The following is a 26,277-nucleotide window of genomic DNA, read 5'->3' as shown; positions in this document are numbered from 1 at the left end:
AAAACCGTGCTGCGCCACTAGGGCGCGAAAGGGATGGAGGCACGGCATGAGGGGCCTACTCGGCTTGATTGTGCTCATCTGGTTGCTGATCGGCGTCTTCGCTGCCTATCAGCGCGATTATTTCAAGACAGGCGACGCGAACTGCGCAACCGCAGCCAACATCGCCCTCACGGTGGTGGCGGGACCGCTCAACTACTTCGGCGTGAATCCGAAGGCTGACTGCAACGTCAATGTTCCGGAACCAAGCGCAAGTGACCTGCCCGAACCCTCCGGGCAGACAATCGAATACAAGATTGGAGTGTTGGCATGATCGTCCTCGGAATCATCCTGGCCTTGCTGGGATACTTCATCAACATCTCGATACTGCTGTACATCGGCGTCGTGCTGATCGTCATCGGTGTCGTCCTGTGGATCCTGGGCGCCACCGGACGCGCGGTGGGTGGCCGAAAAGTCTGGTATTAGCTCCTAACCACCTCAGCGACCGGCCGAGGTCAGCGCAGCGACCGTCATCTTCTTCAAGACGGACCGCGAGCTGGCCTCGGCCGCTCTCGTCGTCGAGGGCTTAACGCTGTGCGGCGTCGAGTTCAGCAGCCCGAACGCGGCGTGCGCCATCAGCCGGGCGTCGGCCTCGCCCACCGTGTCGTCCAACCGGCGCAGCACCGACACCCAGATCTCCACGTACTGCCGTTGCGCCTTGCGCACCTGTCGCTTGGCGGGTTCGGGAAGATGGCCGAGGTCACGGTCCTGGATCCGGATCAGGTCGGACTCGCCGAGGGCGAAGTCCAGATGGAAGTCGATGAGCCCCTCGAGTGCGGTCGCCGCGTCGTCGGTGTCCGCGACCACCTCGGCCGCCCCGGCCAGCAGTCGGGTGCTGATGCCGACCAGCAGTTCGACCAGCATCGCCTCCTTGTTGGGGAAGTGCCGGTAGATGGCGGGCCCGCTCACTCCCACCGCCGCGCCGATGTCCTCCAACCGCACGGCGAGATAGCCCTTTTCGGCCACCAGTCGCTCGGCCGCGGCGATGAGCTGACTACGGCGGTCGGATTTCGCCCGACTGCGGCGGGTGCCGTCCTGCGGCGCCGGAGCGGTCACACTGCGGCTCCTCGATTTCGGCGGTGGACATCTCGGTTAATCGCCACTAACATACCATGAGTTAGTCCTCATTAACTCAAAAGACGGGTGCTGCGATGACGCCGCGGTCATCACACCGCGAGGATCACCTCGCCCTGGTGGCGCAGTTGCGCGACAAGCTGGCCACCGCCGCGCTCGGCGGTCCCGCCAAGGCCCGGGAGCGCCACGTCGGGCGGGGCAAGCTGTTGCCGCGAGACCGGGTGGACGGCCTGCTCGATCCGGGCAGCCCGTTCCTCGAAATGGCACCGCTGGCCGCCGACGGCATGTACGACGACGAGTGTCCCGGCGCCGGGATGATCGCCGGCATCGGCCGGATCTCCGGGCGCGAGTGCATGATCGTGGCCAACGACGCGACGGTCAAGGGCGGCACCTACTACCCGGTGACGGTGAAGAAGCACCTGCGCGCGCAGGAGATCGCCGGCCAGAACCGGCTGCCGTGCATCTACCTCGTCGACTCCGGCGGCGCCTTCCTGCCCCGCCAGGACGAGGTGTTCCCCGACCGGGACCACTTCGGTCGCATCTTCTACAACCAGGCCACCCTGTCCGCGCGCGGTATCGCGCAGATCGCGGCGGTGCTCGGATCCTGCACCGCGGGCGGGGCGTACGTGCCCGCGATGAGTGATGAAGCCGTCATCGTGCGCAACCAGGGCACCATCTTCCTCGGCGGCCCGCCGCTGGTGAAGGCGGCAACCGGGGAAGTGGTGACCGCCGAGGATCTCGGCGGCGGCGACCTGCACTCCAAGACCTCCGGCGTCACCGACCATCTCGCCCACGACGACCGCGACGCCCTGCGCATCGTGCGGCGCATCGTCGCGACCCTCGGCCCGCGGACCACGCCGCCCTGGGACGTGGCGCCGACGGTCGACGCGACAGCCGATCAGACCGAGCTCTACGACGTGGTCCCCGTCGACGCCCGGGTGCCCTACGACGTGCACGAGGTGATCACCCGGATCGTCGACGGGCCTTCCCCCGGCGCTTCGCTTGCCCAAGGTGGCGAATTCTCGGAATTCAAGGCCGAATACGGCACGACGCTGGTGACCGGCTTCGCCCGGATCCACGGCCATCCGGTGGGCATCGTCGCCAACAACGGGGTGCTGTTCGGCGAATCCGCGCTCAAGGGGGCGCATTTCATCGAGCTGTGCGACAAGCGCAGCACGCCGCTGCTGTTCCTGCAGAACATCGCCGGATTCATGGTCGGCCGTGACTACGAGGCGGGCGGCATCGCGAAGCACGGCGCGAAGATGGTGACGGCGGTGGCCTGTGCGCGGGTGCCGAAACTGACGGTGGTGATCGGCGGCTCCTACGGTGCGGGCAACTACTCGATGTGCGGCCGGGCGTACTCGCCGCGATTCCTCTGGATGTGGCCGAACGCCAGGATCTCGGTGATGGGCGGCGAGCAGGCCGCGTCGGTGCTCGCGACGGTGCGGGCCGATGCGCGCGAGGCGGCGGGGGATCCGTGGCCTGCCGAGGAGCAGGAGGCGTTCAAGGCGCCGATCCGCGACCAGTACGAACAGCAGGGCAATCCCTATTACTCGACGGCGCGGCTGTGGGACGACGGGGTCATCGATCCCGCCGACACCAGAACCGTGCTCGGACTGGCGCTCTCGGTGGTCGGACAGGCCCCGCTGGAGCCGGTCTCCTACGGCGTGTTCCGGATGTGACGGGCGATATGACGACTCTCTTCGACACCGTGCTGGTCGCGAACCGCGGTGAGATCGCCGTGCGCGTCATCGGCACGCTGCGTGCGCTCGGCATCCGGTCGGTCGCGGTCTACAGCACCGCCGACGCAGGCGCGCGCCATGTCGCCGCGGCGGACGTCGCCGTGCACATCGGCCCCGCGCCGGCGCGGCAGAGCTATCTCGACATTGCCGCGGTGGTCGATGCGGCGCGGCGCACCGGTGCCCAGGCCGTCCATCCCGGATACGGATTCCTCTCGGAGAACGCAGAATTCGCTGCCGCGCTGCACGAGGCGGGCATCGCGTTCATCGGTCCGCCCGTGGGTGCGATCCGCACCATGGGCGACAAGATCGCCGCGAAGGCCGCGGTGTCGGCCTTCGGTGTCCCGGTGGTGCCGGGGGTGTCGCGCCCGGGACTGACCGACGACGACCTGATCGCCGGCGCGGTCGACATGGGCTACCCGGTACTGGTGAAGCCGTCGGCCGGTGGTGGTGGCAAGGGCATGCGGGTGGTGCACGAGGCCGCCGGCCTGCCCGAAGCGCTCGTCTCGGCCCGTCGGGAGGCCGCTGCGGCGTTCGGCGACGACACCCTGTTCCTGGAGCGGTTCGTGCTCAACCCGCGCCACATCGAGGTACAGGTGCTGGCCGACGGGCACGGCGCCGTCGTCCACCTCGGGGAACGCGAGTGCAGCCTGCAGCGCCGCCACCAGAAGGTGATCGAGGAGGCGCCGTCGCCGCTGCTCGACGCCGCCACCCGGGACCGGATCGGCGCCGCCGCCTGCGACACCGCGCGCAGCGTCGACTACGCAGGCGCGGGCACCGTGGAGTTCATCGTGTCGGCGGACAAGCCCGACGAGTTCTTCTTCATGGAGATGAACACCCGTCTGCAGGTGGAGCATCCGGTCACCGAACTGGTCACCGGCATCGACCTGGTCGAGCAGCAGCTGCGGGTCGCCGCGGGGCACCCGCTCACGCTCGCGCAGTCCGACATCGTGCTGCGCGGCCACGCGATCGAGGCGCGGGTGTACGCGGAGGACCCGGTCAACGGCTTCCTGCCCACCGGCGGGACGGTTCTGGACGTCGCCGAGCCCAGCGGCCCCGGCATCCGGGTGGACTCCGGTATCCGCGCCGGATCGGTGGTCGGCAGCGATTACGACCCGATGCTGGCCAAGGTCATCGGACACGGTGACGACCGGGCGGCGGCCCTGCGCACCCTCGACCGTGCGCTCGCGGGCACCGCCGTTCTGGGCGTCACCACGAACATCGAGTTCCTGCGCTTCCTGCTGGCCGATCCCGACGTGGCGGCCGGCCGCCTCGACACCGGACTGCTCGACCGCCGGACACCGGATTTCGTGCCGGTGCCGATCGGCGACGACCAGCTGATCGCGGCCGCCGCCGTCGTGTGGCTGCGCGGGTGGCCGGCCCGCGGTGGCGACCTGTGGGCGGTACCCACCGGGTGGCGGCTGGGAGAGGCGGCGCCGACGACCGTGCGTCTGCACGCCGGCCACCGCACCGATCACGTCCACATCACCGGCGAACCCGGCAGTGCGGTGGTCGCGATCGAGGACGGTCCGGCGCGGTCGCTCACCGCGGCGCTCGACCGCGACCGGCTCGTCGTCACCGTCGACGGCCTGCGCGCCGAGTACGTGGTGTCCGCAGCCGACGGCCGCATCTGGCTGGCCGGCGCGGGGCGCATCGCCGTCGTCGACGAGGTGGCCGAGGCGCCCGTGCGGCCCGACGAGGCCCACAGCGGCGACGCCGAACTGACCAGTCCGATGCCGGGATCGGTGGTGGCGGTGGGGGTTTCCGATGGGTCGGCCGTGCAGGCCGGTGCCGTGGTGGTCACCGTCGAGGCGATGAAGATGGAACACGCGCTGACCTCCCCGGTCGACGGCGCGGTCGAACTGCTTGTCGCCGTGGGCGACCAGGTCAAGGTGGGTCAGCTGCTGGCCCGTATCACCGCGGAGGAGAACTGATCATGGGTGACTTCCTGTCGACGGGCACACTGCCCGACCACTACGAGCAACTGGCCAAGACGGTGCGCGACTTCGCGCAGGGGGTGGTCGCGCCCGTCGCCGCCAAACACGACGAGGAGCACTCGTTCCCGTACGAGGTCGTCGCCGGGATGGCCGACATGGGTCTGTTCGGCCTGCCGTTCCCCGAGGAGTACGGCGGCATGGGCGGTGACTACTTCGCGCTCTGCCTCGCACTGGAGGAGCTCGGCAAGATCGACCAGAGCGTGGCGATCACCCTGGAGGCCGGCGTGTCGCTCGGCGCGATGCCGGTGTACCGATTCGGCACCGAGGAGCAGAAGCAGGAGTGGTTGCCGCTGCTGGCCAGCGGAAAGGCGCTCGGCGCCTTCGGGCTGACCGAGGCGGGCGGCGGCTCCGACGCGGGCGCCACCAGGACCACCGCCAAGCTCGACGACGGGCACTGGGTCATCAACGGCTCCAAGCAGTTCATCACCAACTCCGGCACCGACATCACCAAGCTGGTGACCGTGACCGCCGTGACCGGTCAGCGCGAGGGTGGCAAGAAGGAGATCTCGGCGATCCTGGTGCCGGTGCCCACCGAGGGGTTCACCGCCGAACCGGCGTACAACAAGGTCGGCTGGAACGCCTCGGACACCCACCCGCTGAGCTTCGACGACGTCCGCGTCCCGCAGGAGAACCTGTTGGGCGAACAGGGCCGTGGATACGCCAACTTCCTGCGCATCCTCGACGAGGGCCGGATCGCGATCGCGGCGCTGTCGGTCGGCGCCGCCCAGGGCTGCGTCGACGAATGCGTCAGGTACGCCAAGGAGCGTCAGGCCTTCGGCGCGGCGATCGGGACCTATCAGGCGATCGCGTTCAAGATCGCCCGGATGGAGGCACGGGCGCACGCCGCCCGCGCGGCCTACTACGACGCGGCCGCGCTGATGTTGTCCGGCAAGCCGTTCAAGAAGGCCGCGGCCGTCGCCAAGCTCGTCTCCAGTGAGGCCGCGATGGACAACGCCCGCGACGCCACCCAGGTGTTCGGCGGGTACGGCTACATGAACGAATACCCGGTGGCGCGGCACTACCGCGACAGCAAGATCCTCGAGATCGGCGAGGGTACGACCGAAGTGCAGCTGATGCTGATCGCGCGGGAGGCGGGTCTGTGAGCGAGGCGAAGCGCGTGGTGGTCCAACGAGGACTGTGGTTCGAGGAATTCGAGACCGGCGTGCTCTACCAGCACCGTCCCGGCCGCACCATCACCGAGGCCGACAACGTGCTGTTCACCACGCTGACGATGAACACCCAGGCGTTGCACCTCGACGCCGCGTTCTCCGACGCACTCCCGCCGTTCAACCAGCGGCTGGTGAACTCGATGTTCACCCTCTCCACGCTCGTCGGTCTCTCGGTGGCCCAGCTGACGCAGGGCACCATCGTGGGCAACCTCGGATTCGGCGAGGTGGCGTTCCCGAAACCGCTGTTCCACGGTGACACGCTCTACGCCGAGACCGAGGTGACCGACAAGCGCGAGTCGAAGAGCCGCCCGGGGGAGGGCATCGTCACCTTCTCCCACGTCGCGCGCAACCAGCACGGCGACGTGGTGGCCACCGCCTCGCGCAAGACCATGGTGCGCAAGCGTCCCGAGGCAGACGCCTGATGGCGCTGGGAAGCAACGGCCCGGGCTGGCTGTTCTGCCCCGCCGACCGGCCCGAGCGCTTCGAGAAGGCCGCCGCCGCAGCCGATGTGGTGATCCTCGATCTGGAGGACGGTGTCGGCGCCCGGGATCGCGAGGCGGCGCGCACGGCGCTGCTCGAGACCCGCCTCGACCCGGACCGGACCGTGGTGCGGGTTAACCCGGTGGCCACACCGGACCATGCGCTCGACATGACGGCCTTGGCGCAGACGGACTATTCCACGATCATGCTCGCCAAGACCGAGTCCGCCGACCAGGTCCGCTCACTCGCGCCGTTCGACGTCATCGTGCTCGTCGAGACCCCGCTCGGCGCACTGGCCGTCACCGAGACCGCGCGCGTCGACAACGCCTACGCCGTCATGTGGGGTGCCGAGGACCTGTTCGCCGTGACCGGCGGGACGTCCAACCGGTGGCCCGACGGCAGCTACCGCGACGTGGCCCGGCATGTGCGGTCGCAGAGCTTGCTCGCCGCCAAGGCGTGGGGCCGGATCGCGTTGGACTCGGTGTACCTCGACATCAAGGACCTCGACGGGTTGCGGGCCGAGAGCGATGACGCCGTCGCGGTCGGGTTCGACGCCAAGGTCGCGATCCACCCGAGCCAGGTCGCGGTCATCCGGGCGGCCTACGCGCCCACCGAGGAGCAGGTCGACTGGGCGAGGCGCGTCCTGGACACTGCGCGCGGCGAACGGGGGGTGTTCCAGTTCGAGGGTCAGATGGTCGACATGCCCGTGCTGCGGCGCGCCGAACGCATCGTCGCGCAGGCCCCGCGGTGACGCGCGCATACTGGTAAGTGCCCCGATACGGAGCGAGCAGTGCGCATCGTCGCACCGGCGCCACACCCTGGCCGCCGGCCGACAGGCCTCACACCCGAGGCCCTGCGCTGACCGCCTTCGTACCGAGCACCTCAGTCGCCTGACGGCGCGACCCGCCGCCAGTGACCCCAGGAGGCGGTATGGCCGGGTTCGTCGAACCGATTCGACTGGTGGCGCCCGACGGCGCCCCCACCGACGAGGCCCGATACCGAAGAGACCTCCCGCCCGAAACTCTGGCCTGGCTCTACGAGTCGATGGTCGTCACCCGCGAGGTCGACACCGAACTCGTCAACCTGCAGCGCCAGGGGGAGCTCGCACTCTTCGCCTCCTGCCGCGGCCAGGAGGCGGCGCAGGTCGGCGCCGTGGCGTGTCTGCGCAAGACCGACTGGCTCTTCCCGCAGTACCGCGAACTCGGCGCCTTCCTCGTCCGCGGCATCCCGCCGGGCGACGTCGCGGCGGTGTGGCGCGGCCGCTGGCACGGCGGCCTGGGCTTCACCAGCAGGTGCTGCGCGCCGATCGCCATCCCCATCGGCACCCAGGGCCTGCACGCGGTCGGGGCGGCGATGGCCGCGCAGCGGCTCGGCGAGGACTCGGTGACGGTCGCGTTCCTCGGCGACGGCGCCACCTCCACCGGTGACGCGCACGAGGCGCTCAACCTCGCCGCGGTGTTCGGTGCGCCCGTCGTGTTCTTCGTCCAGAACAACCAGTGGGCGATCTCGGTGCCGGAGCGACGACAGCACGCCGCGCCGTCGCTCGCACACCGCGCCGAGGGCTACGGCATGCCCGCGGTGCGGGTGGACGGCAACGACGTGCTGGCCTGCTTTGCGGTGACGGCCGAAGCCGCGCGGAGGGCACGCGAGGGCGGCGGGCCGACGTTCGTCGAGGCGCTCACCTACCGGATGGGTCCGCACACCACCTCCGACGACCCGCGGCGCTACCGCACCGACGGCGAGGTCGACGCCTGGCGGGCACGCGACCCCGTCGACCGCTACCGGCGCCACCTGCAGCGCACCGGGGTGTGGAGCGACCGGCTGGACGAGCGGGTGGCGCACCGGTCGCAGCGCCTGCGGGCCGAACTCCGGAAGTCGGTGCTCGGCACACCGGACATGGACGTCGCCGAGGTTTTCGACACCGTCTATCACGACATCACGCCCGACCTGGTGCGCCAGCGCGACGCGTTGACCGCCGAACTGGCGAAGGAGGGATGAGATGACCCAGACCATCGAACGGCCCGCGGCGAACGGCGGTGACGACGTTTCGCGGCCGATGCTGAGCACCGTCCGCACCGACACCGAATCGACCATGGCCCGGGCGGTCAACCGCGCGCTGCACGACGCGCTGGCCGCCGACGACCGGGTGCTGGTGTTCGGCGAGGACGTCGCCACCCTCGGCGGCGTGTTCCGGGTGACCGAGGGGCTGGCAGAGACCTTCGGCGACCAGCGGTGTTTCGACACCCCGCTGGCCGAGTCGGCCATCATCGGCATCGCCGTCGGGCTGGCCATCCGCGGGTTCGTTCCGGTACCGGAGATCCAGTTCGACGGGTTCGCGGCGCCGGCGTTCGACCAGATCGTCAGCCATCTGGCCAAGTATCGCATGCGCACGCACGGCGAGGTGGACATGCCGGTCACCGTGCGGATCCCGTCCTTCGGCGGAATCGGTGCGGTGGAACACCATTCGGAGTCCACCGAGAGCTACTGGCTGCACACCGCGGGGCTGAAGGTGGTGGTGCCCGCCACCCCGTCCGACGCGTACTGGCTGCTGCGCCATGCCATCGCCAGCCCGGATCCGGTGATCTACCTCGAGCCCAAACGCCGCTACTGGGAACGCGGACCGGTGGACACCACGGTGCCGGGGCCACCGATCGGCAAGGCCGTGATCCGCAGGCCCGGAGCCGATGTGACCGTGGTGACCTACGGGTCCCTGGTGGCGACGGCCGTCCGCGCCGCCGACATCGCCGCGGACCGCTTCGGCTGGGACCTCGAGGTCGTCGACCTGCGGTCGCTCAACCCGCTCGACTTCGACACCGTGGCGGAGTCGGTGCGCCGGACCGGCCGTGCCGTCGTCATGCACGAGGGCCCCCGCACGCTGGGCTTCGGCGCCGAACTGGCGGCGCGCATCCAGGAGGACCTGTTCTACGACCTGGAGGCGCCGGTGCTGCGGGCCACCGGCTTCGACACCCCCTATCCACCCGCGCGGCTGGAGAAGTTGTGGCTGCCCGGGCCGGACCGGTTGCTCGACTGCGTCGAGAAGGCGATGACGCGGCCATGAGCGCCACCGTCCGCGAGTTCGCGGTGCCGGATCTGGGGGAGGGGCTCGCCGACGCCACTGTCACCGCGTGGCACGTCGCCGTCGGCGATGACGTCGAACTCAACCAGACGCTGTGCACGGTCGAGACCAACAAGGCCGAGGTCGAGATCCCGAGTCCGTACGCGGGCCGCATCGTAGAGCTCGGCGGCGCCGCGGGGGACACGCTCGACGTCGGGGCGCCGCTGGTGCGGATCGAGACCGCCGAGGCGCCTGCCCGCACCGCCGTGCTGGTGGGTTACGGCGCCGACGGCTCGATGGACGGCAGCAGGCGGCGGGCCCGCGCCAAACCGCCCGTGCGCAAACTGGCGGCCGACCTGGACGTCGATCTCACCGCCGTCGAACCGTCGGGGCCCAACCGGATCGTCACCCGCGCCGACGTTCTCGGGGCGGTCGGGACGCCGAGCGAGTCGGCAGGTGAGGCGGCGCAGCCGGAGGTCGACGCGGTGCGCGGGGTACAGCTGGAGATGGCGCGCCGGATGGCGGTGTCCCGCCGGGAGATCCCCGACGCCCATGCCTCGGTGCAGGTCGACGGCACCCGGCTGCTCGCGCTGCGCGACCGGCTGGGTGTGGAGTCGGTCACGCCGTTCGTGCTGACCCTGCGGCTGCTGGTCGTCGCGCTGCGTCACCACCCGTTGCTCAACGCCACCTGGATGGACACCGTCGACGGGCCCCGCATCCACCGGCATTCCGCCGTGCACCTCGGAGTGGGTGTCGCGGCGCCGCGCGGGCTGCTGGTTCCCGTGGTGGCCGATGCGCAGGCCAGGACCACCCGCGAACTCGCGGCGGAGGTCACCCGGCTGATCTATGGCGCGCGGGCCGGGACGCTGACACCGGCCGAACTGCAGGGCTCCACCTTCACGGTCTCGAACTTCGGCGCGCTCGGCCTCGACGAGGGCGTGCCCGTCATCAACCACCCGGAGGCGGCGATCCTCGGGATCGGCTCGCTGAAGCCGCGCGCCGTCGTGGTCGACGACGAGGTGGTGGCCCGCCCGACGATGACGCTCACGTGCGCGTTCGACCATCGGGTGGCCGACGGCGCCGAGGTGGCGGCGTTCCTGCGGGAACTGCGCGACCTCGTCGAGTCGCCGGACCTGGCGCTCGCGGACCTGTAGGACGGGTCCGGTCAGCGGCGCTTGGCCGCGGCCAGCCGGGCGGCGAACTCGGGTGACTCGATGGACGTGGCCTGCGGGCCGATCTCCACGTCGACGGCCAACCGGTGCTGGTCGCTGTCGACGGCGCCGGGGTTGGCGGTGGCCCGCATCGAGGCCTTCGTGGCGATGACGACGTCGCGGGGCGCCGATGCCGGACCCGCGGCGAGGGCCCTGGCCGCCGCGACCGGATCGTCGGCGACCTCCAGCGCCAGCCCGTGGCGCACCGCGGACTCGGCGTCGAAGCGCATACCGAACAGCAGCGCCGCCCGGGCGGCCTGCGGTCCGACGGCACGGTTGAGCATCCAGGTGGCGCCGCCGCCCGGGTGGATACCGAGTTTCTGGAACCGGGGGTCGAACAGCGCCGCAGGTCCGGCGATGCGGACGTCGGCGGCCAGCGCCAGGTTGAGCCCCGCGCCGACGGCCGCGCCGTTGACGGCGGCGATCGTGGGCAGAGTGCAGTCGGCGACGGCGAGGAAGCCGTCGTAGATGCGGCGCAACCCGTCCTCGGTGGCCTCGCCGAGCGCGGTAAGGTCGGCGCCCGCGCAGAACGCCTTGCCCGCGCCGGTGACGATCACGGCGTGGACGTCGTCGTCGGCCTCGGCCGCGTCGACGGCCCGGCGCAGGCCGGCGGACATCTCGAAGGTCACCGCATTGCGGCGATCTGGATCGTTGACGGTGATCAGGGCGATGTGGTCGGCGACGTCGACCAGGACCGGGTTGGACACGGCTGTGAGCCTAGTTCGCACCCGGTATTTGCCATTCTCGAGTGGCTGCGTCGACCGGCAGGAGCAATGTAGTATCCACCCATGAAGTTAGCGGGACTCACCAAGGGACTGACCACCGCGGTCGCAGGTGCGGCGATCGCCGTTGGCCTGGCTGCGCCCGCGATGGCGCAGCCCGAACCGGACACCGCATTCGCCAAGCGCCTTCAGGCCTACGGCATTTACGGTCAGAAGGACTACAACGCCTGGATCGCCAAGATCGCCTGCAAGCGGCTGAATCGCGGCGTCGACAAGGACGCCGTGCAGTCCGCGAAGTTCGTTTTCGACCAGTTGCAGAGGGGCAGCACGACCGAGCAGTCGTGGCAGTTCCTCGGCGAGGCCATTCCCGTGTACTGCCCGAACCAGATGGTGGCCCTGCAACGGGTCGCCAACCCGGCGGCTCCGGCACCGGCACCGGTGCCGGCAGGCCCCCCGCTGCCGGCCGAGCGCTGACGTCAGGAAGGTAAGACAGACATGCGTAAGAGCATTCGCTCCATGGTCCACTCCGGGATGGTGGCCGTGGCCGCCGCCGGCCTGCTGACGGTCGCACCCGGCGTCGCCTCCGCGGACGCCACCGACGACTACCCGATCCCGAACCGGATCCTGCGGACGCCGTGCACGGCCGAGCAGATCCTGGCCGCCGCCCGCGACGTCGAACCCGTGTACTACGAGCGCTACATGATCGATTACAACAACAAGTCGCCCGAGGTGCATCGCGCGGTCCAGGACCGCATCCACTGGTTCTTCTCGATGGACTACAAGGGCCGTCGCCAGTACTCCGAGGACACCGTGACCAACGCGTTCTACGAGCAGCTGCACTGGAACTGGCCGAACTGGGCGAAGATCTTCTTCAACAACAAGGGTGTCGCCGCGCACACCACGGACATCTGCATGAACTACCCGCCGAACGACATGTCCGTCTGGGTCTGGTAGCAACCAAGCCGCTCATCGAGATCCGCCCGGCCGTACGGCCGGGCGGATTCTTTTTGCGCTCAGTGCAGCCGGGCCCGCCGCGCCCCTTACGCCGCAGTCATATGCGCCACAACGAGAACCGCCCGGTCGGATCGACCGGGCGGATCTCGTTTCGGGTGTCGCTCAGACGGACGTGAAGTTCTGCGGCGACTGCGGCCACGCCGCCGGGACCGGCCGCTGCCGGACCCGCTGCGGCCACCAGAACCACGGACCGAGCAGGGCGGCGATCGACGGCATCATCAGCGACCGCACGATCAGCGTGTCGAACAGCAGACCCAGTCCGATCGTCGTGCCCACCTGACCGATCACCGTCAGCTCGCTGACCGCCATCGATATCATCGTGAACGCGAACACCAGGCCGGCCGAGGTCACCACCGAGCCGGTGCCGCCCATCGATCTGATGATGCCGGTGTGCAGTCCGGCGTGGATCTCCTCCTTGAACCGCGACACCAGCAGCAGGTTGTAGTCGGCGCCGACGGCGAGCAGGATGATCACCGCCATCGCCATCACCATCCAGTGCAGTTCGATGCCGAGCAGGTGCTGCCAGATGAGCACCGACAGGCCGAACGAGGCGCCGAGCGACAACACCACCGTGCCCACGATCACCGCGGAGGCCACCACGCTGCGGGTGATGATCAACATGATGATGAAGATCAGTGCCAGCGCGGCGATCCCGGCGATCAGCAGGTCGAAGTTGCTGCCGTCCTGCATGTCCTTGAACGTCGCCGCGGTGCCGCCGAGGTAGATCGTCGAGCCCTCGAGCGGGGTGCCCTTGACGGCTTCCTTGGCTGCCAGCTTGATGGCGTCGATGCGCTTGATGCCCTCCGGGGACATCGGATCGCCCTCGTGGGAGATGATGAAGCGCACCGATTTGCCGTCCGGCGAGATGAACTGCTCCATGCCGCGCTTGAAGTCCTCGTTGTCGAAGATCTCCGGCGGCAGGTAGAACGAGTCGTCGTTCATCGACGCGTCGAAGGCCTCGCCCATGGAGTTGGACTCGTCCTGCATCGCGGCCATCTGATCCTGCATGCCCTTCTGGGAGGCATACATGGTCAGCATCATCGTCTTCATCGTCTTCATGGTCTCGATCATCTCGGGCATCATCGTGACCAGTTGCGGCATAAGGGAATCCAGCCGTTCCATGTCCGGCATGAGCGCCTTGATGTCGTCGGTCATCACGTTGATGCCGTCAAGGGTGTCGAAGACCGAGCGCAGCGCCCAGCACACCGGGATGTTGAAGCACTTGGGTTCCCAGTAGAAGTAGTTGCGGATCGGCCGGAAGAAGTCGTCGAAATCGGCGATGTGATCGCGCAATTCCTCGATGTCGACGACCATGCCCTTCATCTTGGTGACCATGCTGTGCGTGGTGTCGGCCATCTGCGCGGTGAGGTTCTGCATCCGTGTCATCGTGTCGATGGTGGATTGCATCTCGTCGGCCTGCTTGAGCATGTCGGCCATCCGGTCCTGCAGATACTTCTGGTTCATCTGCTGGGTGGTGCCCTGCATGCTGATCTGGAACGGGATCGACGTGTGCTCGATCGGCTTGCCGTCCGGCCTGGTGATGGCCTGCACTCGCGCCACGCCGGGCACCCGGAAGATGGCCTTCGAGATCTTGTCGATCACCAGGAAGTCCGCCGAGTTACGCAGGTCGTGGTCGCTGGAGATCATCATCAGCTCGGGATTCATCCGGGCCTGGTCGAAGTGCCGGTCGGCGGCCGCGTACCCTTCGTTGGCCGGCAGGTCGGCGGGCAGGTAGTGCCGGTCGTTGTAGTTGGTCCGGTACCCGGGAAGTGTGAGCAGGCCGATCAGCGCGAGTGCGACGGTGCCGATCAGGATGGGACCCGGCCACCGCACCACTGCCGCACCGACCTTGCGCCAACCACGGGTCCGCAGTGCGCGTTTCGGCTCCAGCGCACCGAACTTGCTGGCCACCACGACGATCGCCGAACCCAGTGTGAGCGAGGCCAGCACCGCGACGACCATGCCGATCGCCAGCGGGACGCCCAGGGTCTGGAAGTAAGGCAGCCGGGTGAAGCTCAGGCAGAAGGTGGCGCCGGCGATCGTCAGACCGGAGCCGAGCACGACGTGCGCCGTGCCCTTGAACATCGTGTAGTACGCGGTCACCTTGTCCTCGCCGACACTTCGCGCCTCCTGATATCGGCCTATCAGGAAGATGGCGTAGTCGGTGGAGGCGGCGATCGCGAGTGTGACGAGGAGGTTCGTCGCGAACGTGGAGAGTCCGATGATCTCGTAGTAGCCGAGGAAGGCCACCACGCCGCGCGACGCCGCGAGCGAGAGCACGACCATCACCAGCACGAGGATCAGCGTCATGATCGAGCGGTAGACGAGCAGCAGCATGACGATGATGACCGTGAATGTGACGGCCTCGATCAACCGCATGCTGCGGTCGCCGGCGATGTGCTGGTCGGCCGCGAGCGCGGCCGGGCCGGTCATGTAGGCCTTGACGCCGTCCGGCGGCGGAATGCTGTTGACGATCGCCTGGACCGCGTCCACCGACTCGTTGGCCAGTGACTCGCCCTGGTTACCCGCCAGCTTCAGCTGGACGTAGGCGGCCTTGCCGTCGCTGCTCTGCGCGCCGGTGGCGGTGAGCGGGTCGCTCCAGAAGTCCTGCACGGACTGGACGTGGGCGGGATCGGCCTCGAGCTTGTCGATGAGCTGGTCGTAGTACGCGTGTGCGTCGTCGCCGAGTGGGTTCTCGCCCTCCAGGACGATCATCACCTGACTGTCGGAGTCGCCTTCCTCGAAGACCTTGCCCACCTGCTGCATCGAGATCATCGACGGGGCGTCGTCCGGGCTCATCGACACCGCGCGCAGCTGCCCGACCTCTTCGAGCTGCGGGACGACGACGTTGACGACGGCGATCACGGCGATCCAGCCGAGGATGATGGGCACCGCGAGGGCGCGGATCATCCGCGGGATGAACGGCTTCGAAGGGTGTCGGGCGGGCGGGAAAGCGTCGGTGGGCGCGTCGTAGGTGGGTGCGCTCATGCCGATTTCACGTAGCAGAAGGTCTGGGCGTTCACGCCGCTGGAAGTCCTCTCGTCTTTCACGACGTCATCGACGATGACTCGGCAGGAGATGAAGTCGCCGTCGCCCTGGGCGACGATGTTGGGAGCCGCCGACGGAGCGGTCGTCTCCAGGGTCAGGCTCCAGGGCAGCGCTGCCCCGTCCACCCGCTGGTGCTTGGCATCCAGGTCCAGGTAGTTGATGTCGGCGTAGCTGCCGTTGCCGGAAATCTCGTACCGGACGACCTTCGGGTCGAAGGGTTCCGGGTCGTCGGCGAACACCTTGGGTGTCACCGTCACGCCTTCGGCGCCGAAGAATCCCCGGATGCGGTGCACGGTGAATCCGGCCACCACCACGACGGTCAGGATGAGCAGCGGGATCCAGATCTTCTTGAAGATGTCGACGGCGGTCGGCCGCCGCTTGGTCGGCTTCTGGCGCGACGGCGGCGCAGGCACGTTCGCCGGCTTCCGCCCGACCGGCGGCTGGCTCACCTGTCCGGGACCGTCATAGGTGACGTTGTCCGTCCGAGACATGGTGACCCCTTACATTTCGACCCGATGAACGACGCCAGGCAAACAGTCGTCGAGACACAGATTAGCCTATTTAACTTGTCGTCCAGAAAACAGACGTGCCCGGCTACTGTGCGGTAGCTCACGAGACCCTGCGAGTGTGATGTGGCTCACACTTCGCACCCGGTCGATCGCCTGGTGACGTGTCCGATGAGCCTGTATCCGCACGCTGAACGGTGGGTGCAGATTACACCGGGACGGTGGCTGCGACCGGGCTACGTCCCGGGGGCGCTTTGCTGGTCAGGCGGGATGGAGGCTGACGGCAATGCCCGAATAACGCACCATTCCGGTGACCCGGTCGATGTCGTCTTTACTGGTCAGTCGATTGACGTTGCAGTCGTGGTGACCGTGCGGGATCGACACCACCCCGGACCGGACCGAGTCGTCGACCTTCGCAATGCCGGTGACCTCCCCGTTCGCGCTGCGCACGGTGACGCGTTCACCGCTCACCACGCCCGCGGCGGCTCCGTCGACGGGATGAAAGATGATCTCCGCGGGTTCGCCCAGGAAGTCGAGTTGCCCGTTGAGCTTCTTGCGCTGCCGGCGCGGGACCATCATCAGGGCGGGCGGCGGCTCGAGGGCCGCCAGCTGCGCGACGAGGATCGGCGGAGCCAGCCGCCAGCCGCCCATCCGGTCGATGTGCCGGTCCACCCACGCCGCGGGCAGCTCGCGCGGCGCCTCCGCCCAACCGTGCGCGACCACCTCGTCGAAGGGCGTCCGGCCGCCGGCCAGCAGGACGGCGAGGACATCGTCGTCGGTGCTGGTGTCCGGATCGGCCAGCGTGCCGACGTCGTAGCCCAGGCGTCGCGCAAGATCGGCGAACACCCACCACATCGAGCGCCGCTCGCCGACCGGGTCGACGACAGCGTGGGTGTGCTGGACGGACACCCGCGAGCTCAGGATGTCGTGCAGGGTGATGTCGGGCCGTTCGAGCGGGTCCTTGGTCGGCAGGACGTGCGTGGCCAACCGCGTCGTCTCGTTGTCGATGATCTCGGTGGTGGCGAACACCTCGAGACTCTGCAGTGCGGGGATGAGCTTCCCGGTCTCGGGGAAGCTGGTGACCAGGCTGCCGCCCACGTTGATCAGCGCACGGATGTTGCCCGCCTCGATCTCGTCGGGCAGCACCGCACAGGGCCATTCGTTGATGAACGCCTGCGCCTCGGGCCGGCTGCGCGGACCCGGTCCGAACGATCCCTCGATCGGGGTGATCGGCAGCAGATCACCGAAAGCCTCCAGCTGATAGGCGAACCCGGGGTGGAACCACGTCCCGCCCGGGCGGTTCATCGCGCCGGTCAGGATCATCAGCACCCACGCAAGCCACTGGGTGACGTTGGCGCGCTCGGCGGTCATCGTCACGCCGGTCCCGGTTTCGATCGCGACGCATCTGGCGCTGCGGACCGCCGCAGCGAGCCGGGTCAGATCGGCCTGCGCGACGTCGGCGTACATCGCCGTGTGCTCCAGGGTGAACGGTTCCACCGCGGCGGTGAGCTCGTCGAGCCCCTGCACGGGGACATCGGGTTTCACGCCGTCGCGCAGGATTTCGCGCACCAGGTGGGCCAGCACCGCATGGTCGGTGCTCGGGCGCGGCGCCAGGTGGCCGGTGGCCAGCCGGGCGGTCTCGGTGCGCCGTGGGTCGATCACCCACACCTGCCCGCGCGCGGCGATGTCGCGCACCGTGCCCGTCGGGTTGGGCATCGAGATGGCGTGGCCGTGGGACACCACCGGGTTGGCCCCGACGAGCAGCAGGAAGTCGGTGGTGTCGAGATCCGTCCGTCCGGACAGTCCCATGAAGCCGCCGACCAGGTCCGACACCAGCGGCTTGGCGGTGCCGTCGATCGTCAGCGGGCTGAATTTCGCCGGGGTGCCGATCGCCGCGTGCAGCGCTTCGGCCATCCGGAACCCGGCGCTCTCCATGGTGCTGAAGTAGAAGCTGACCGACTCGGGGCCGTGCTCGTCGATGATGGCGCGCAGCCGGGTGGCCAAGTCGTCGAGACAGCTGTCCCAGCTGGTGTCCTGCTGTTCGCCGTCGACCCGGGTGCGGGGCCGTTCGAGGCGGTCGGGATGGTGGTGCAGCAACGGCAGAGCGCGCCCCTTGGCGCAGGTGTAGCCGCGGGAGAACGGATGGTCCTTGTCGCCGCGGACGCGGAGTACCTCGTCACCGTCGACGTCGACCAGGATGCCGCAGACGGAGGTGCAGACCCGGCAGAAACTGCGGACCGTGTGCATGTCGGGAAACGTACTCTCGCCTGGCGGGAAGAGATGTGCGTTTCAAGAGAACGGCTACGCAAAAATGAGAACGCGGTTTCCGCGACGGCAACGACTCACATGCCTCTGGCGCCCCCGGCAGGAATCGAACCTGCGACCTAGGGATTAGAAGGCCCTTGCTCTATCCAACTGAGCTACGGAGGCAGCGTCGCTGAGTGTATCCCGGGCGGGCCTGCGCACCCCCTGTGACAGCTATTGAAACGCCGCCCCCCGCACGGGGACGCGGACTAGCGTGGTCGTGAGCAATCGGGCCATGAGGGGGACACAGCGTGCCAACGAGCGACGTGCCGGAGTCGGACGCGGCGGGGCTGCCGGAGGAACTCAGCCCGTTCGATCAGATCCTGCACCGCGGCGAGGCCAATCCCCGCACCCGCTCAGGGATCCTGACTGTGGAGATCCTGGACACCACCCCGGAGTGGGACCGGTTCCGCACCCGCTTCGAGTACGCCTCCCGGAAGGTGTTGAGGCTGCGCCAGAAGGTCGTCACCCCGACCCTGCCGACCGCGGCCCCGCGCTGGGTCGTCGACCCCGACTTCAACCTCGACTTCCACGTGCGCCGGGTGCGGATACCCGACCCGGGCACCATGCGCCAGCTGATCGACCTCGCCGAGATCGCCCTGCAGTCACCGTTGGACATCTCCCGACCGCTGTGGACGGCCACCCTGGTGGAGGGATTGGAGGGCGGTCGCGCCGCGACGATGCTGCACTTCAGTCACGCGGTGACCGACGGTGTCGGCGGGGTGGAGATGTTCGCCAGCGTCTACGACCTGGAACGCGATCCGCCGCCGCAGCAGGCGCCCCCGATCCCCATCCCGCAGGACCTGTCGCCCAACGACCTGATGCGCGAGGGCGTCAACCGGTTGCCGCTGTCGATCCTCGGCGGTGTCCGCGGCGCGCTGGGGGGTGCTGTCAGCGCCGTGGGCAAGGTGGTTCGCGACCCGGTGTCGACGGTCGCCGGGGTGGTCGATTACGCCCGGTCCGGCGCGCGGGTGGTGGGCTCGGTCGCGGAACCTTCACCGCTGCTGCGCAGGCGCAGCTTGTCGACACGCAGCGAGGCGATCGACATGGTGCTCAGCGATCTGCACAAGGCGGCGAAGGCGGCGGGCGGCTCCATCAACGACGCGTATCTGGCCGGTGTGTGCGGCGCCCTGCGGCTCTATCACGAGGCGTTCGGGGTGCCTGTCGCGACGCTTCCGATGGCGGTGCCTGTCAGCCTGCGGTCGGATGCCGACCCGGCCGGCGGCAACCGCTTCGTCGGGGTCAACCTGGCCGCGCCGATCGGCGTCACCGACCCGGTCGCCCGGATCGGCAGAGTCCGGGCGCAGATGACCCGCAAGCGTGAGGAGCGTGCGCTCGACATGGTCGGCGCCGTCGCGCCCGTGGCGAGCCTGATGCCCGATTCGGTGCTCGAAGCGATGGCCGGATCGGTCGTCAACTCCGACGTGCAGGCGAGCAATGTGCCGGTCTACGCCGGCGACACCTACATCGCGGGCGCGAAGATATTGCGGCAGTACGGGATCGGACCGTTGCCGGGGGTGGCGATGATGGTGGTGCTGGTGTCCCGGTCGGGGTACTGCACCGTCACCGCCCGCTACGATCGGGCGTCGATCAGAGACCCGGACCTGTTCGCCCGCTGCCTCATCGAGGGTTTCGACGAGGTGCTCGCACTGGGCGGCCCGGGCCGTGCCTCACCCGCATCGGTCGCCGACCGGTCGAAGGCCTCGTCGAATGGGAGCGCACAGCAGTGACGGCGGACGATCAGCAATCCGACCCGCGGACCATCCGGTTGCCGGGGTCGGTGGCCGAGATCATGGGCGGCCCCGGCGGCCCGGAGATCGGCGCCTTCTTCGACCTCGACGGCACACTGGTGGCCGGATTCACCGGCGTCATCATGACCCGTGACCGGTTGCGTCGCAGGCAGATGGGCGTGGGCGAGTTCATGGGCATGGTGCAGGCCGGGCTCAACCACCAACTGGGGCGCTCGGAGTTCGAGGACCTGATCGGCAAGGGCGCGCGGATGCTGCGTGGCAGTTCGCTGTCCGACATCGACGAACTGGCCGAGCGACTCTTCGACAAGCACGTCCGCAACCGCATCTACCCCGAGATGCGCGACCTGGTGCGGGCGCACATGGCGCGCGGGCACACCGTGGTGCTCAGTTCGTCGGCGCTGACGGTCCAGGTGGAGCCGGTCGCGGAGTACCTCGGCATCGAGAACGTGCTCAGCAACAAGTTCGAGACCGACGAGGACGGCTGCATCACCGGCGAGGTGACGCGGCCGATCATCTGGGGCCCGGGCAAGGCCAGGGCCGTTCAGGCGTTCGCCGCCCGCAACGGCGTCGACCTCGCCAAGAGCTACTTCTACGCCGACGGCGACGAGGACGTCGCGTTGATGTACCTGGTCGGCAATCCGCGTCCCACCAATCCCGCGGGCAAGCTGGCGGCCGTCGCCGCCAAGCGCGGGTGGCCGGTGCTGCGGTTCACCAGTCGCTCCGGCAGCAGCCCGGTCTCGCAGTTGCGCACGGTCGCGGGCATCGCTTCGCTGGTGCCGGTCGCCGCGGGCGCCGTCGGATGGGGGCTGCTCAACCGCAACCGGCGCAGCGGGGTGAACTTCTTCACGTCGGCGTGGAGCCGGCTGGTGCTGACGACGGCGGGCATCAGCCTCAACGTGCTCGGGCAGGAGAACCTGACCGCCCAGCGGCCCGCGGTGTTCATCTTCAACCACCGCAACCAGGCCGACCCGCTGATCGCCGGCAGGCTCGTCGAGACCGACTTCACCTCGGTGGGCAAGAAGGAGCTCGAGAACGATCCGATCATCGGCACCATCGGCAAGGTGATGGACGCGGCGTTCATTGACCGCGACGATCCGAAGAAAGCCGTCGAGGCGCTGCACAAAATCGAAGAGCTTGCCCGCAAGGGTATTTCGATCCTCATCGCACCCGAGGGCACCCGCCTCGACACCACCGAGGTCGGCGAGTTCAAGAAGGGGCCGTTCCGGATCGCGATGTCCGCGGGTATCCCGATCGTGCCGATCGTCATCCGCAACGCCGAGGTGGTCGCCGCCCGGGACTCCAGCACCTTCAACCCCGGCACCGTGGACATCGCTGTGTATCCGCCGATCTCGACCGACGGCTGGACGGTCGAGGATCTGCCTGAGCGCATCGACGAGATCCGCAAGATCTACCTGGACACGCTGAAAGCCTGGCCGTACCAGGAATTGCCGACCCCGGCGTTGTACAAGCGGCCGGCCGGGCAGTCTCCGGAGAAGCCCGAGAAGAAGGCCGCACCGAAGAAGGCCACGGCGACCAAGGCCGCCACAAAGAAGGCCGCACCGGCGAAGAAGGCCGCGAAGAAGACCACGGCTGCCAAGAAGGCCACGGCTGCGAAGAAGCCGGCGCCGGCGAAGAAGACTGCCGCACAGAAGAACCCGGGCACCAAGAATCCCGGTGCGAAAGGCCGCCCGTGAAACGCCCAGCCGATTACTTCGACAGCTTCACCACCACCGACGACGCGCTGGTGCTTGCCGCCGCCTCCTCTCCTGCGGAGGTGCAGCTGCTCGAGGACTGGCTGCAGGCACAGCGCCGCGATCATCCCGACGTCCGCGTCGAGGTGTTGCAGCTGCCGGTCGTCGACGACCCGCCGCCCGCCGTGCTCGCCCGGCTGGTCTCCGAACTCGAAGCCGATCAGGACCGCACCGTCGTGCCCGTGCGGGTGTTCTGGGTTCCCGGCGGACTGCCGACCCGCTCGAAGGTGGTCTCGCTGATCTCCGGGCGCGACACCTACCGTCCGCCGGAGATCCTGCAGCGACGCATCCTCAAGAAGGACCCGGCGCGGGCCCGCGTGGTGGCCGGCGAGCCCGCCAAGGTCTCCGAGCTCCGCCAGCAGTGGAGTGACACGACGGTCGCCGAGAACCCGCGCGATTTCGCGCATTTCGTGCTCCGTCGGGCGGCGCTGGCCATCGAACGGGTCGAGTACCGCCTGCTCGGTCCGGAATACAAGTCGCCGCGGCTGGTCAAGCCGGAGATGCTGGCCTCGGCCCGGTTCCGGTCGGGGCTGGACCAGATCGACGGCGCCGACCTCGAGAAGGCCGGCGCGATGCTCGACGAGATGGCCACGGGCTGGAGCAGGGTGTCCATCGACCTGATCCCCGCGCTGAGCCGCGCCATCTTCAGCCGCGGCTTCGATCCGCGCATCGACTACGACCGCGACCAGGTCGAGGCGATGCGGCGCAACCTCGAGGACCATCCGGCGGTGATGCTGTGGTCGCACCGGTCCAACCTCGACAATCCGGTGCTGACGGTCGCACTGTACGAGAACCGGTTGCCGCCGGTGAGCACGTTCGGCGGCATCAACATGGACTTCCCGCCGCTGGGTTCGTTGCTCCGCCGCTCCGGGGTGATCTTCATCCGGCGCAACATCGGCGACAACGCGCTGTACAAGTACGTGCTCAAGGAATACATCGGCTACGTCGTCGAGAAGCGGTTCAACCTGAGCTGGTCGATCGAGGGTACCCGGTCCCGGACGGGCAAAATGCTGCCGCCGAAACTGGGCCTGCTGTCCTACGTCGCGGACGCCTACCTCGCCGGACGCACCGACGACCTTCTGCTGCAACCTGTTTCGATCAGCTTCGACCAGCTGCACGAGACCGCCGAGTACGCCGAGTACGCCCGCGGCGGCGAGAAGGCCGCCGAGGGTGTCAGCTGGCTCTACAACTTCATCAAGGCCCAGGGGGAGCGCAACTTCGGCAAGATCTACGTCCGCTTCCCCGAGGCGGTGTCGATGAAGCAGTACCTCGGCCCGGCGCACGGTCCGGCCGCGGAGGACCAGGCGACCAAACGCCTTGCGCTGCAGAAGATGGCGTTCGAGGTGGCCTGGCGAATCCTGCAGGTCACCCCCGTCAACGCGACCGGGTTGGTGTCTGCGCTGCTGCTGGCCACCCGCGGCGTAGCCCTGACCCTCGACCAGCTGCACCACACACTGCAGGACTCGCTGGACTACCTACAGCGCAAGCAGACACCGATGACCAACAGCGCGCTGCGGCTGCGCACCCCCGAAGGGGTGCTCGCCGCGGTGGACGCACTGTCCAACGGGCACCCGGTCACCAGGGTGGACAGCGGTCGGGAACCGGTCTGGTCGATCGCACCGCAGAACGAGCACCAGGCCGCCTTCTACCGCAACACCCTGATCCACGCCTTCCTGGAGACGTCGATCGTCGAACTCGCGCTGGCCTATGCCAGGCGCAGCGACGGCGACCACCTCGCGGCGTTCTGGTCGCAGGCGATGCGGCTGCGCGACCTGTTGAAGTTCGACTTCTACTTCGCCGACTCGGCGGCGTTCCGCGAGCACGTCGCCGAGGAGATGTCGTGGCATGCCGACTGGGAGGCCCATGTCTCGGCGGGCGGTGAGGACGTCGACCGGCTGTTGCGGGCCAAGCGGCCGCTGATCGCCGCGGCGATGCTGCGGCCGTTCTTCGAGGCCTACGAGATCACCGCCGACGTGCTGCGGGACGCCCCCGCCGAGATCGGCGAGAAGGACCTCACCAAGCTGGCGCTCGGCCTTGGCAAGCAGTACGTGGCGCAGAACCGGGTGCGCAGCACCGAGTCGGTGTCGGCTCTGCTGTTCGCCACGGCCCGCCAGGTGGCCGCCGACCAGAATCTGCTGTCGCCCGCCGACGACCTCGATCAGCGCCGCGAGACGTTCCACGCCGAACTGTGCGGCATCCTCGCCGACATGGACCGCGTCGAGCAGCTGGCGCGCACGCAGTTCGCCGAGCGCGAGGCGCAGCGCCGCTCCTAGCAGGACGGCTGAGGCGACCGGCCGGGCACCTCATACGCTGGACGCCATGACAACCGTGGCGGCCAGGGTGCGCACCAGCGCGGCGTGGCCGGTGCTCGTCGGGGTGGGCCTGCTGGCCGGGGCGACGGCCGCGGGTATCGGCGGGCTGTCGCTGGCCGACGCGCTCAGCGCCACCGGGCTGCCCGACCCCGGGCCGGTCACCACTTACGGGCTGCCGTTCGTGCGGGCCGCGGGTGAGATCGCGGCGGTCGTCGCGGTCGGTGCCTTCCTCTTCGCGGCGTTCCTCACACCGCCGCAGGCCACCGGTGTGCTCGACGCCGCCGGCTACCGCGCGCTGCGGCTCGGCACCGCCGCGTCGGCGATCTGGACGGTGTGCGCGGCGCTACTCGTGCCGCTCACGGTCTCCGACGTGTCGGGGCAGCCGCTGCGCGACCATCTGGGCCCGGCCGAGATCTGGGCGGCCGCCGACCTCGTCGACGTCGCGGGCGCATGGCGCTGGACGGCGCTGCTGGCCGCCGCCGTCACCGTCGCGGCCCTGCCCGTGCTGCGCTGGTCGTGGACCCCGGCGCTGCTGGCCGGCGCACTGATCAGCCTGGTGCCGCTGGCGCTGACCGGTCACTCGTCGTCGGGCGGCGCGCATGATCTGGCCACCAACAGCCTGCTCATCCACCTGATCGCCGGCGCGCTGTGGGCCGGGGGACTGTTCGCACTGCTGGCACACGCCCTGCGCGGCGGCGATCATGCCGACCTGGCCGCCAGGCGCTTCTCGGCGCTCGCGCTGTGGTGCTTCGTCGCGATGGCGATCAGCGGAATCGTCAACGCGCTCGTGCGGGTGCCCCTCGACGAGCTGCTGCGCAGTCAGTACGGCGCACTGGTGCTGGCCAAGGTCAGCGCCCTGGCGGTGCTCGGCGTGCTGGGGTGGCGGCAGCGACGGCGTGGCGTGGCGGCGCTGCAGGCCGACCCGACCGTCCGCGGCCCGCTGCTGCGGCTCGCGCTAGCCGAGGCGGTGGTGTTCGGCCTGACATTCGGGATCGCCGTCGGGCTGGGGCGCACCCCGCCGCCGGCGCTGAGCAGTCAGCCGACTCCGGTGGAGGTGGAGATCGGTTACGACCTCGCGGGCCCGCCGACCGTGGCCCGCATCCTGTTCGACTGGCGCTTCGACCTGATCCTCGGCACCGCCGCGATCGTGCTCGCCGCGGTCTACCTGCTCGGTGTGCGACGGCTGCGCCGCCGCGGCGACGCCTGGCCGGTGGGCCGCACCGCGGCGTGGCTGTGCGGTTGCGCCGCGCTGCTGATCACGACGTCGTCGGGCATCGGGCGGTACATGCCCGCGATGTTCAGCGTGCACATGGTCGCCCACATGCTGCTCTCGATGCTGGTGCCGATCCTGTTGGCGCTGGGCGGCCCGACGACGCTGGCGCTGCGGGCGCTGCCGACCGCGGGCCGCGGCACGCCCGGTCCGCGCGAATGGCTGCTGGCCGCCCTGCATTCCCGGGTGTCGCGTTTCCTGACCAACCCGATCGTGGCGCTGGTGCTGTTCGTCGCCGGTTTCTACGGCCTCTACTTCGGCGGCATCTTCGACTCCGCCGTCACCAGCCACGCCGCCCACGTGCTGATGAACGTGCACTTCCTGGTGACCGGCTACCTCTTCTACTGGGTGGTGATCGGCGTCGACCCGACGCCGCGGCCCCTCCCACAACTGGGCAAATTGGCCATGGTGTTCGCCTCGCTGCCGCTGCACGCGTTCTTCGGAGTCGTGCTGATGGGCACCCAGAGCGTGCTGGCCGAGCCGTTCTACCGGTCTCTGCAGCTGAGCTGGCACACCGATCTGCTCGGTGACCAGAAGCTCGGCGGCGGCGTCGCGTGGGCCGCCGGCGAGATACCGCTGGTGCTGGTGATGATCGCCCTGCTGATCCAGTGGCGGCGCAGCGACCAGCGCACCGCTACGCGGCTCGACCGCGCAGCGGACCGTGACGACGACGCCGACCTGGCCGCATACAACGCGATGCTGGCCGAACTGGCCCGCCGCGAGAGCCGCTGACCGGCCGCCGGCCGACACGATCCACAGTCCCGGCTTCATCCACAGGGCGTCGCGCACCGGCGTCACCAGCGCCCGTCCCGTCGGTGCCGTCGCAGTCAATGGCTGC

21 protein-coding genes and 1 tRNA gene are annotated in these 26,277 nt (G+C 69.1%); 16 read left to right on the top strand and 6 right to left on the bottom strand.

Features of this window, described 5'->3' with window-relative positions; all coding sequences use genetic code 11:
• Positions 1 to 46 precede the first annotated feature (46 nt).
• Positions 47 to 310: a hypothetical protein gene (locus ACPCHZ_RS16320; protein WP_264015490.1), complete on the top strand. Its 264-nt coding sequence runs from the start codon at positions 47 to 49 to the stop codon at positions 308 to 310.
• On the top strand, positions 307 to 462 hold the full coding sequence (locus ACPCHZ_RS16315; protein ID WP_364984667.1) for a DUF6131 family protein: 156 nt from the start codon (positions 307 to 309) through the stop codon (positions 460 to 462). Before ACPCHZ_RS16320 ends, ACPCHZ_RS16315 begins: the two co-directional genes overlap by 4 nt.
• Positions 463 to 474: 12 nt before the next feature.
• Here the strand turns inward: ACPCHZ_RS16315 and ACPCHZ_RS16310 are convergent, their stop codons facing one another.
• Entirely contained in the window at positions 475 to 1,092 is a 618-nt protein-coding gene (locus ACPCHZ_RS16310; protein ID WP_423485672.1) for a TetR/AcrR family transcriptional regulator, read from the bottom strand.
• Between the two features lie 95 nt (positions 1,093 to 1,187).
• On the opposite strand from ACPCHZ_RS16310, the gene ACPCHZ_RS16305 reads away from it, so the two are divergent.
• The 8 genes from ACPCHZ_RS16305 (at position 1,188) to ACPCHZ_RS16270 (ending at position 10,704) form a co-directional block, all read left to right on the top strand.
• Complete coding sequence (locus ACPCHZ_RS16305) at positions 1,188 to 2,792, top strand: carboxyl transferase domain-containing protein (protein WP_423485671.1); 1,605 nt, start codon at positions 1,188 to 1,190, stop codon at positions 2,790 to 2,792.
• An 8-nt stretch (positions 2,793 to 2,800) separates the two neighbouring features.
• Positions 2,801 to 4,783 (top strand): biotin carboxylase N-terminal domain-containing protein, encoded by a 1,983-nt coding sequence (locus tag ACPCHZ_RS16300; RefSeq protein ID WP_423485670.1) that lies wholly within the window; start codon positions 2,801 to 2,803, stop codon positions 4,781 to 4,783.
• A 2-nt stretch (positions 4,784 to 4,785) separates the two neighbouring features.
• Positions 4,786 to 5,949, top strand: a complete 1,164-nt coding sequence (locus ACPCHZ_RS16295; RefSeq protein WP_423485669.1) for an acyl-CoA dehydrogenase family protein — start codon at positions 4,786 to 4,788, stop codon at positions 5,947 to 5,949.
• On the top strand, positions 5,946 to 6,437 hold the full coding sequence (locus ACPCHZ_RS16290; RefSeq protein WP_264015484.1) for a MaoC family dehydratase: 492 nt from the start codon (positions 5,946 to 5,948) through the stop codon (positions 6,435 to 6,437). Before ACPCHZ_RS16295 ends, ACPCHZ_RS16290 begins: the two co-directional genes overlap by 4 nt.
• Positions 6,437 to 7,246: an HpcH/HpaI aldolase/citrate lyase family protein gene (locus tag ACPCHZ_RS16285; protein ID WP_423485668.1), complete on the top strand. Its 810-nt coding sequence runs from the start codon at positions 6,437 to 6,439 to the stop codon at positions 7,244 to 7,246. Before ACPCHZ_RS16290 ends, ACPCHZ_RS16285 begins: the two co-directional genes overlap by 1 nt.
• Positions 7,247 to 7,425: 179 nt before the next feature.
• Positions 7,426 to 8,493, top strand: coding sequence for a pyruvate dehydrogenase (acetyl-transferring) E1 component subunit alpha (gene pdhA, locus ACPCHZ_RS16280; RefSeq protein ID WP_423485667.1), 1,068 nt, complete (start codon positions 7,426 to 7,428; stop codon positions 8,491 to 8,493).
• 1 nt (position 8,494) lies between these two features.
• A complete protein-coding gene (locus tag ACPCHZ_RS16275; RefSeq protein ID WP_423485666.1) occupies positions 8,495 to 9,553 on the top strand; it encodes an alpha-ketoacid dehydrogenase subunit beta in 1,059 nt (352 codons plus the stop codon).
• Complete coding sequence (locus tag ACPCHZ_RS16270) at positions 9,550 to 10,704, top strand: dihydrolipoamide acetyltransferase family protein (RefSeq protein ID WP_423485665.1); 1,155 nt, start codon at positions 9,550 to 9,552, stop codon at positions 10,702 to 10,704. Before ACPCHZ_RS16275 ends, ACPCHZ_RS16270 begins: the two co-directional genes overlap by 4 nt.
• A gap of 11 nt (positions 10,705 to 10,715) precedes the next feature.
• On the opposite strand, the gene ACPCHZ_RS16265 is transcribed toward ACPCHZ_RS16270, so the two are convergent.
• On the bottom strand, positions 10,716 to 11,468 hold the full coding sequence (locus tag ACPCHZ_RS16265) for an enoyl-CoA hydratase (RefSeq protein ID WP_423485664.1): 753 nt from the start codon (positions 11,466 to 11,468) through the stop codon (positions 10,716 to 10,718).
• An 81-nt stretch (positions 11,469 to 11,549) separates the two neighbouring features.
• On the opposite strand from ACPCHZ_RS16265, the gene ACPCHZ_RS16260 reads away from it, so the two are divergent.
• Both ACPCHZ_RS16260 and ACPCHZ_RS16255 read left to right on the top strand, forming a co-directional pair.
• Positions 11,550 to 11,957 carry a DUF732 domain-containing protein gene (locus ACPCHZ_RS16260; protein WP_264015479.1) on the top strand — a complete coding sequence of 136 codons (408 nt, stop codon included), beginning with the start codon at positions 11,550 to 11,552 and terminating at the stop codon, positions 11,955 to 11,957.
• Between the two features lie 21 nt (positions 11,958 to 11,978).
• Entirely contained in the window at positions 11,979 to 12,437 is a 459-nt protein-coding gene (locus tag ACPCHZ_RS16255) for a DUF5078 domain-containing protein (protein WP_423485663.1), read from the top strand.
• A gap of 162 nt (positions 12,438 to 12,599) precedes the next feature.
• Here the strand turns inward: ACPCHZ_RS16255 and ACPCHZ_RS16250 are convergent, their stop codons facing one another.
• The 4 genes from ACPCHZ_RS16250 to ACPCHZ_RS16235 all read right to left on the bottom strand — a co-directional run bounded on the left by ACPCHZ_RS16250 (position 12,600) and on the right by ACPCHZ_RS16235 (position 18,481).
• Positions 12,600 to 15,485, bottom strand: coding sequence for an RND family transporter (locus ACPCHZ_RS16250; RefSeq protein ID WP_423485662.1), 2,886 nt, complete (start codon positions 15,483 to 15,485; stop codon positions 12,600 to 12,602).
• Entirely contained in the window at positions 15,482 to 15,901 is a 420-nt protein-coding gene (locus ACPCHZ_RS16245; protein WP_423485735.1) for an MmpS family protein, read from the bottom strand. Before ACPCHZ_RS16245 ends, ACPCHZ_RS16250 begins: the two co-directional genes overlap by 4 nt.
• A 411-nt stretch (positions 15,902 to 16,312) precedes the next feature.
• Entirely contained in the window at positions 16,313 to 18,298 is a 1,986-nt protein-coding gene (locus ACPCHZ_RS16240) for a molybdopterin-containing oxidoreductase family protein (protein ID WP_423485661.1), read from the bottom strand.
• Positions 18,299 to 18,404: 106 nt separating this feature from the next.
• Positions 18,405 to 18,481: transfer RNA gene (locus ACPCHZ_RS16235), tRNA-Arg, on the bottom strand.
• A 125-nt stretch (positions 18,482 to 18,606) separates the two neighbouring features.
• On the opposite strand from ACPCHZ_RS16235, the gene ACPCHZ_RS16230 reads away from it, so the two are divergent.
• The 4 genes from ACPCHZ_RS16230 to ACPCHZ_RS16215 all read left to right on the top strand — a co-directional run bounded on the left by ACPCHZ_RS16230 (position 18,607) and on the right by ACPCHZ_RS16215 (position 26,171).
• Positions 18,607 to 20,085 (top strand): wax ester/triacylglycerol synthase family O-acyltransferase, encoded by a 1,479-nt coding sequence (locus tag ACPCHZ_RS16230; protein ID WP_423485660.1) that lies wholly within the window; start codon positions 18,607 to 18,609, stop codon positions 20,083 to 20,085.
• A 62-nt stretch (positions 20,086 to 20,147) separates the two neighbouring features.
• Positions 20,148 to 21,800, top strand: a complete 1,653-nt coding sequence (locus ACPCHZ_RS16225; protein WP_423485734.1) for an HAD-IB family hydrolase — start codon at positions 20,148 to 20,150, stop codon at positions 21,798 to 21,800.
• Positions 21,797 to 24,130 carry a glycerol-3-phosphate 1-O-acyltransferase gene (locus ACPCHZ_RS16220; RefSeq protein ID WP_423485659.1) on the top strand — a complete coding sequence of 778 codons (2,334 nt, stop codon included), beginning with the start codon at positions 21,797 to 21,799 and terminating at the stop codon, positions 24,128 to 24,130. The genes ACPCHZ_RS16225 and ACPCHZ_RS16220 overlap by 4 nt, the downstream gene beginning before the upstream one ends.
• A 46-nt stretch (positions 24,131 to 24,176) precedes the next feature.
• Entirely contained in the window at positions 24,177 to 26,171 is a 1,995-nt protein-coding gene (locus ACPCHZ_RS16215) for a cytochrome c oxidase assembly protein (protein ID WP_423485658.1), read from the top strand.
• Positions 26,172 to 26,277 lie beyond the last annotated feature (106 nt).

This window comes from Mycobacterium sp. NPDC050041 (assembly GCF_049541695.1).
In the GTDB taxonomy this organism is placed as follows: domain Bacteria; phylum Actinomycetota; class Actinomycetes; order Mycobacteriales; family Mycobacteriaceae; genus Mycobacterium.
The sequence above is the reverse complement of the archived record's forward strand: the minus strand, read 5'-3'. Positions and strand labels throughout refer to the sequence as shown.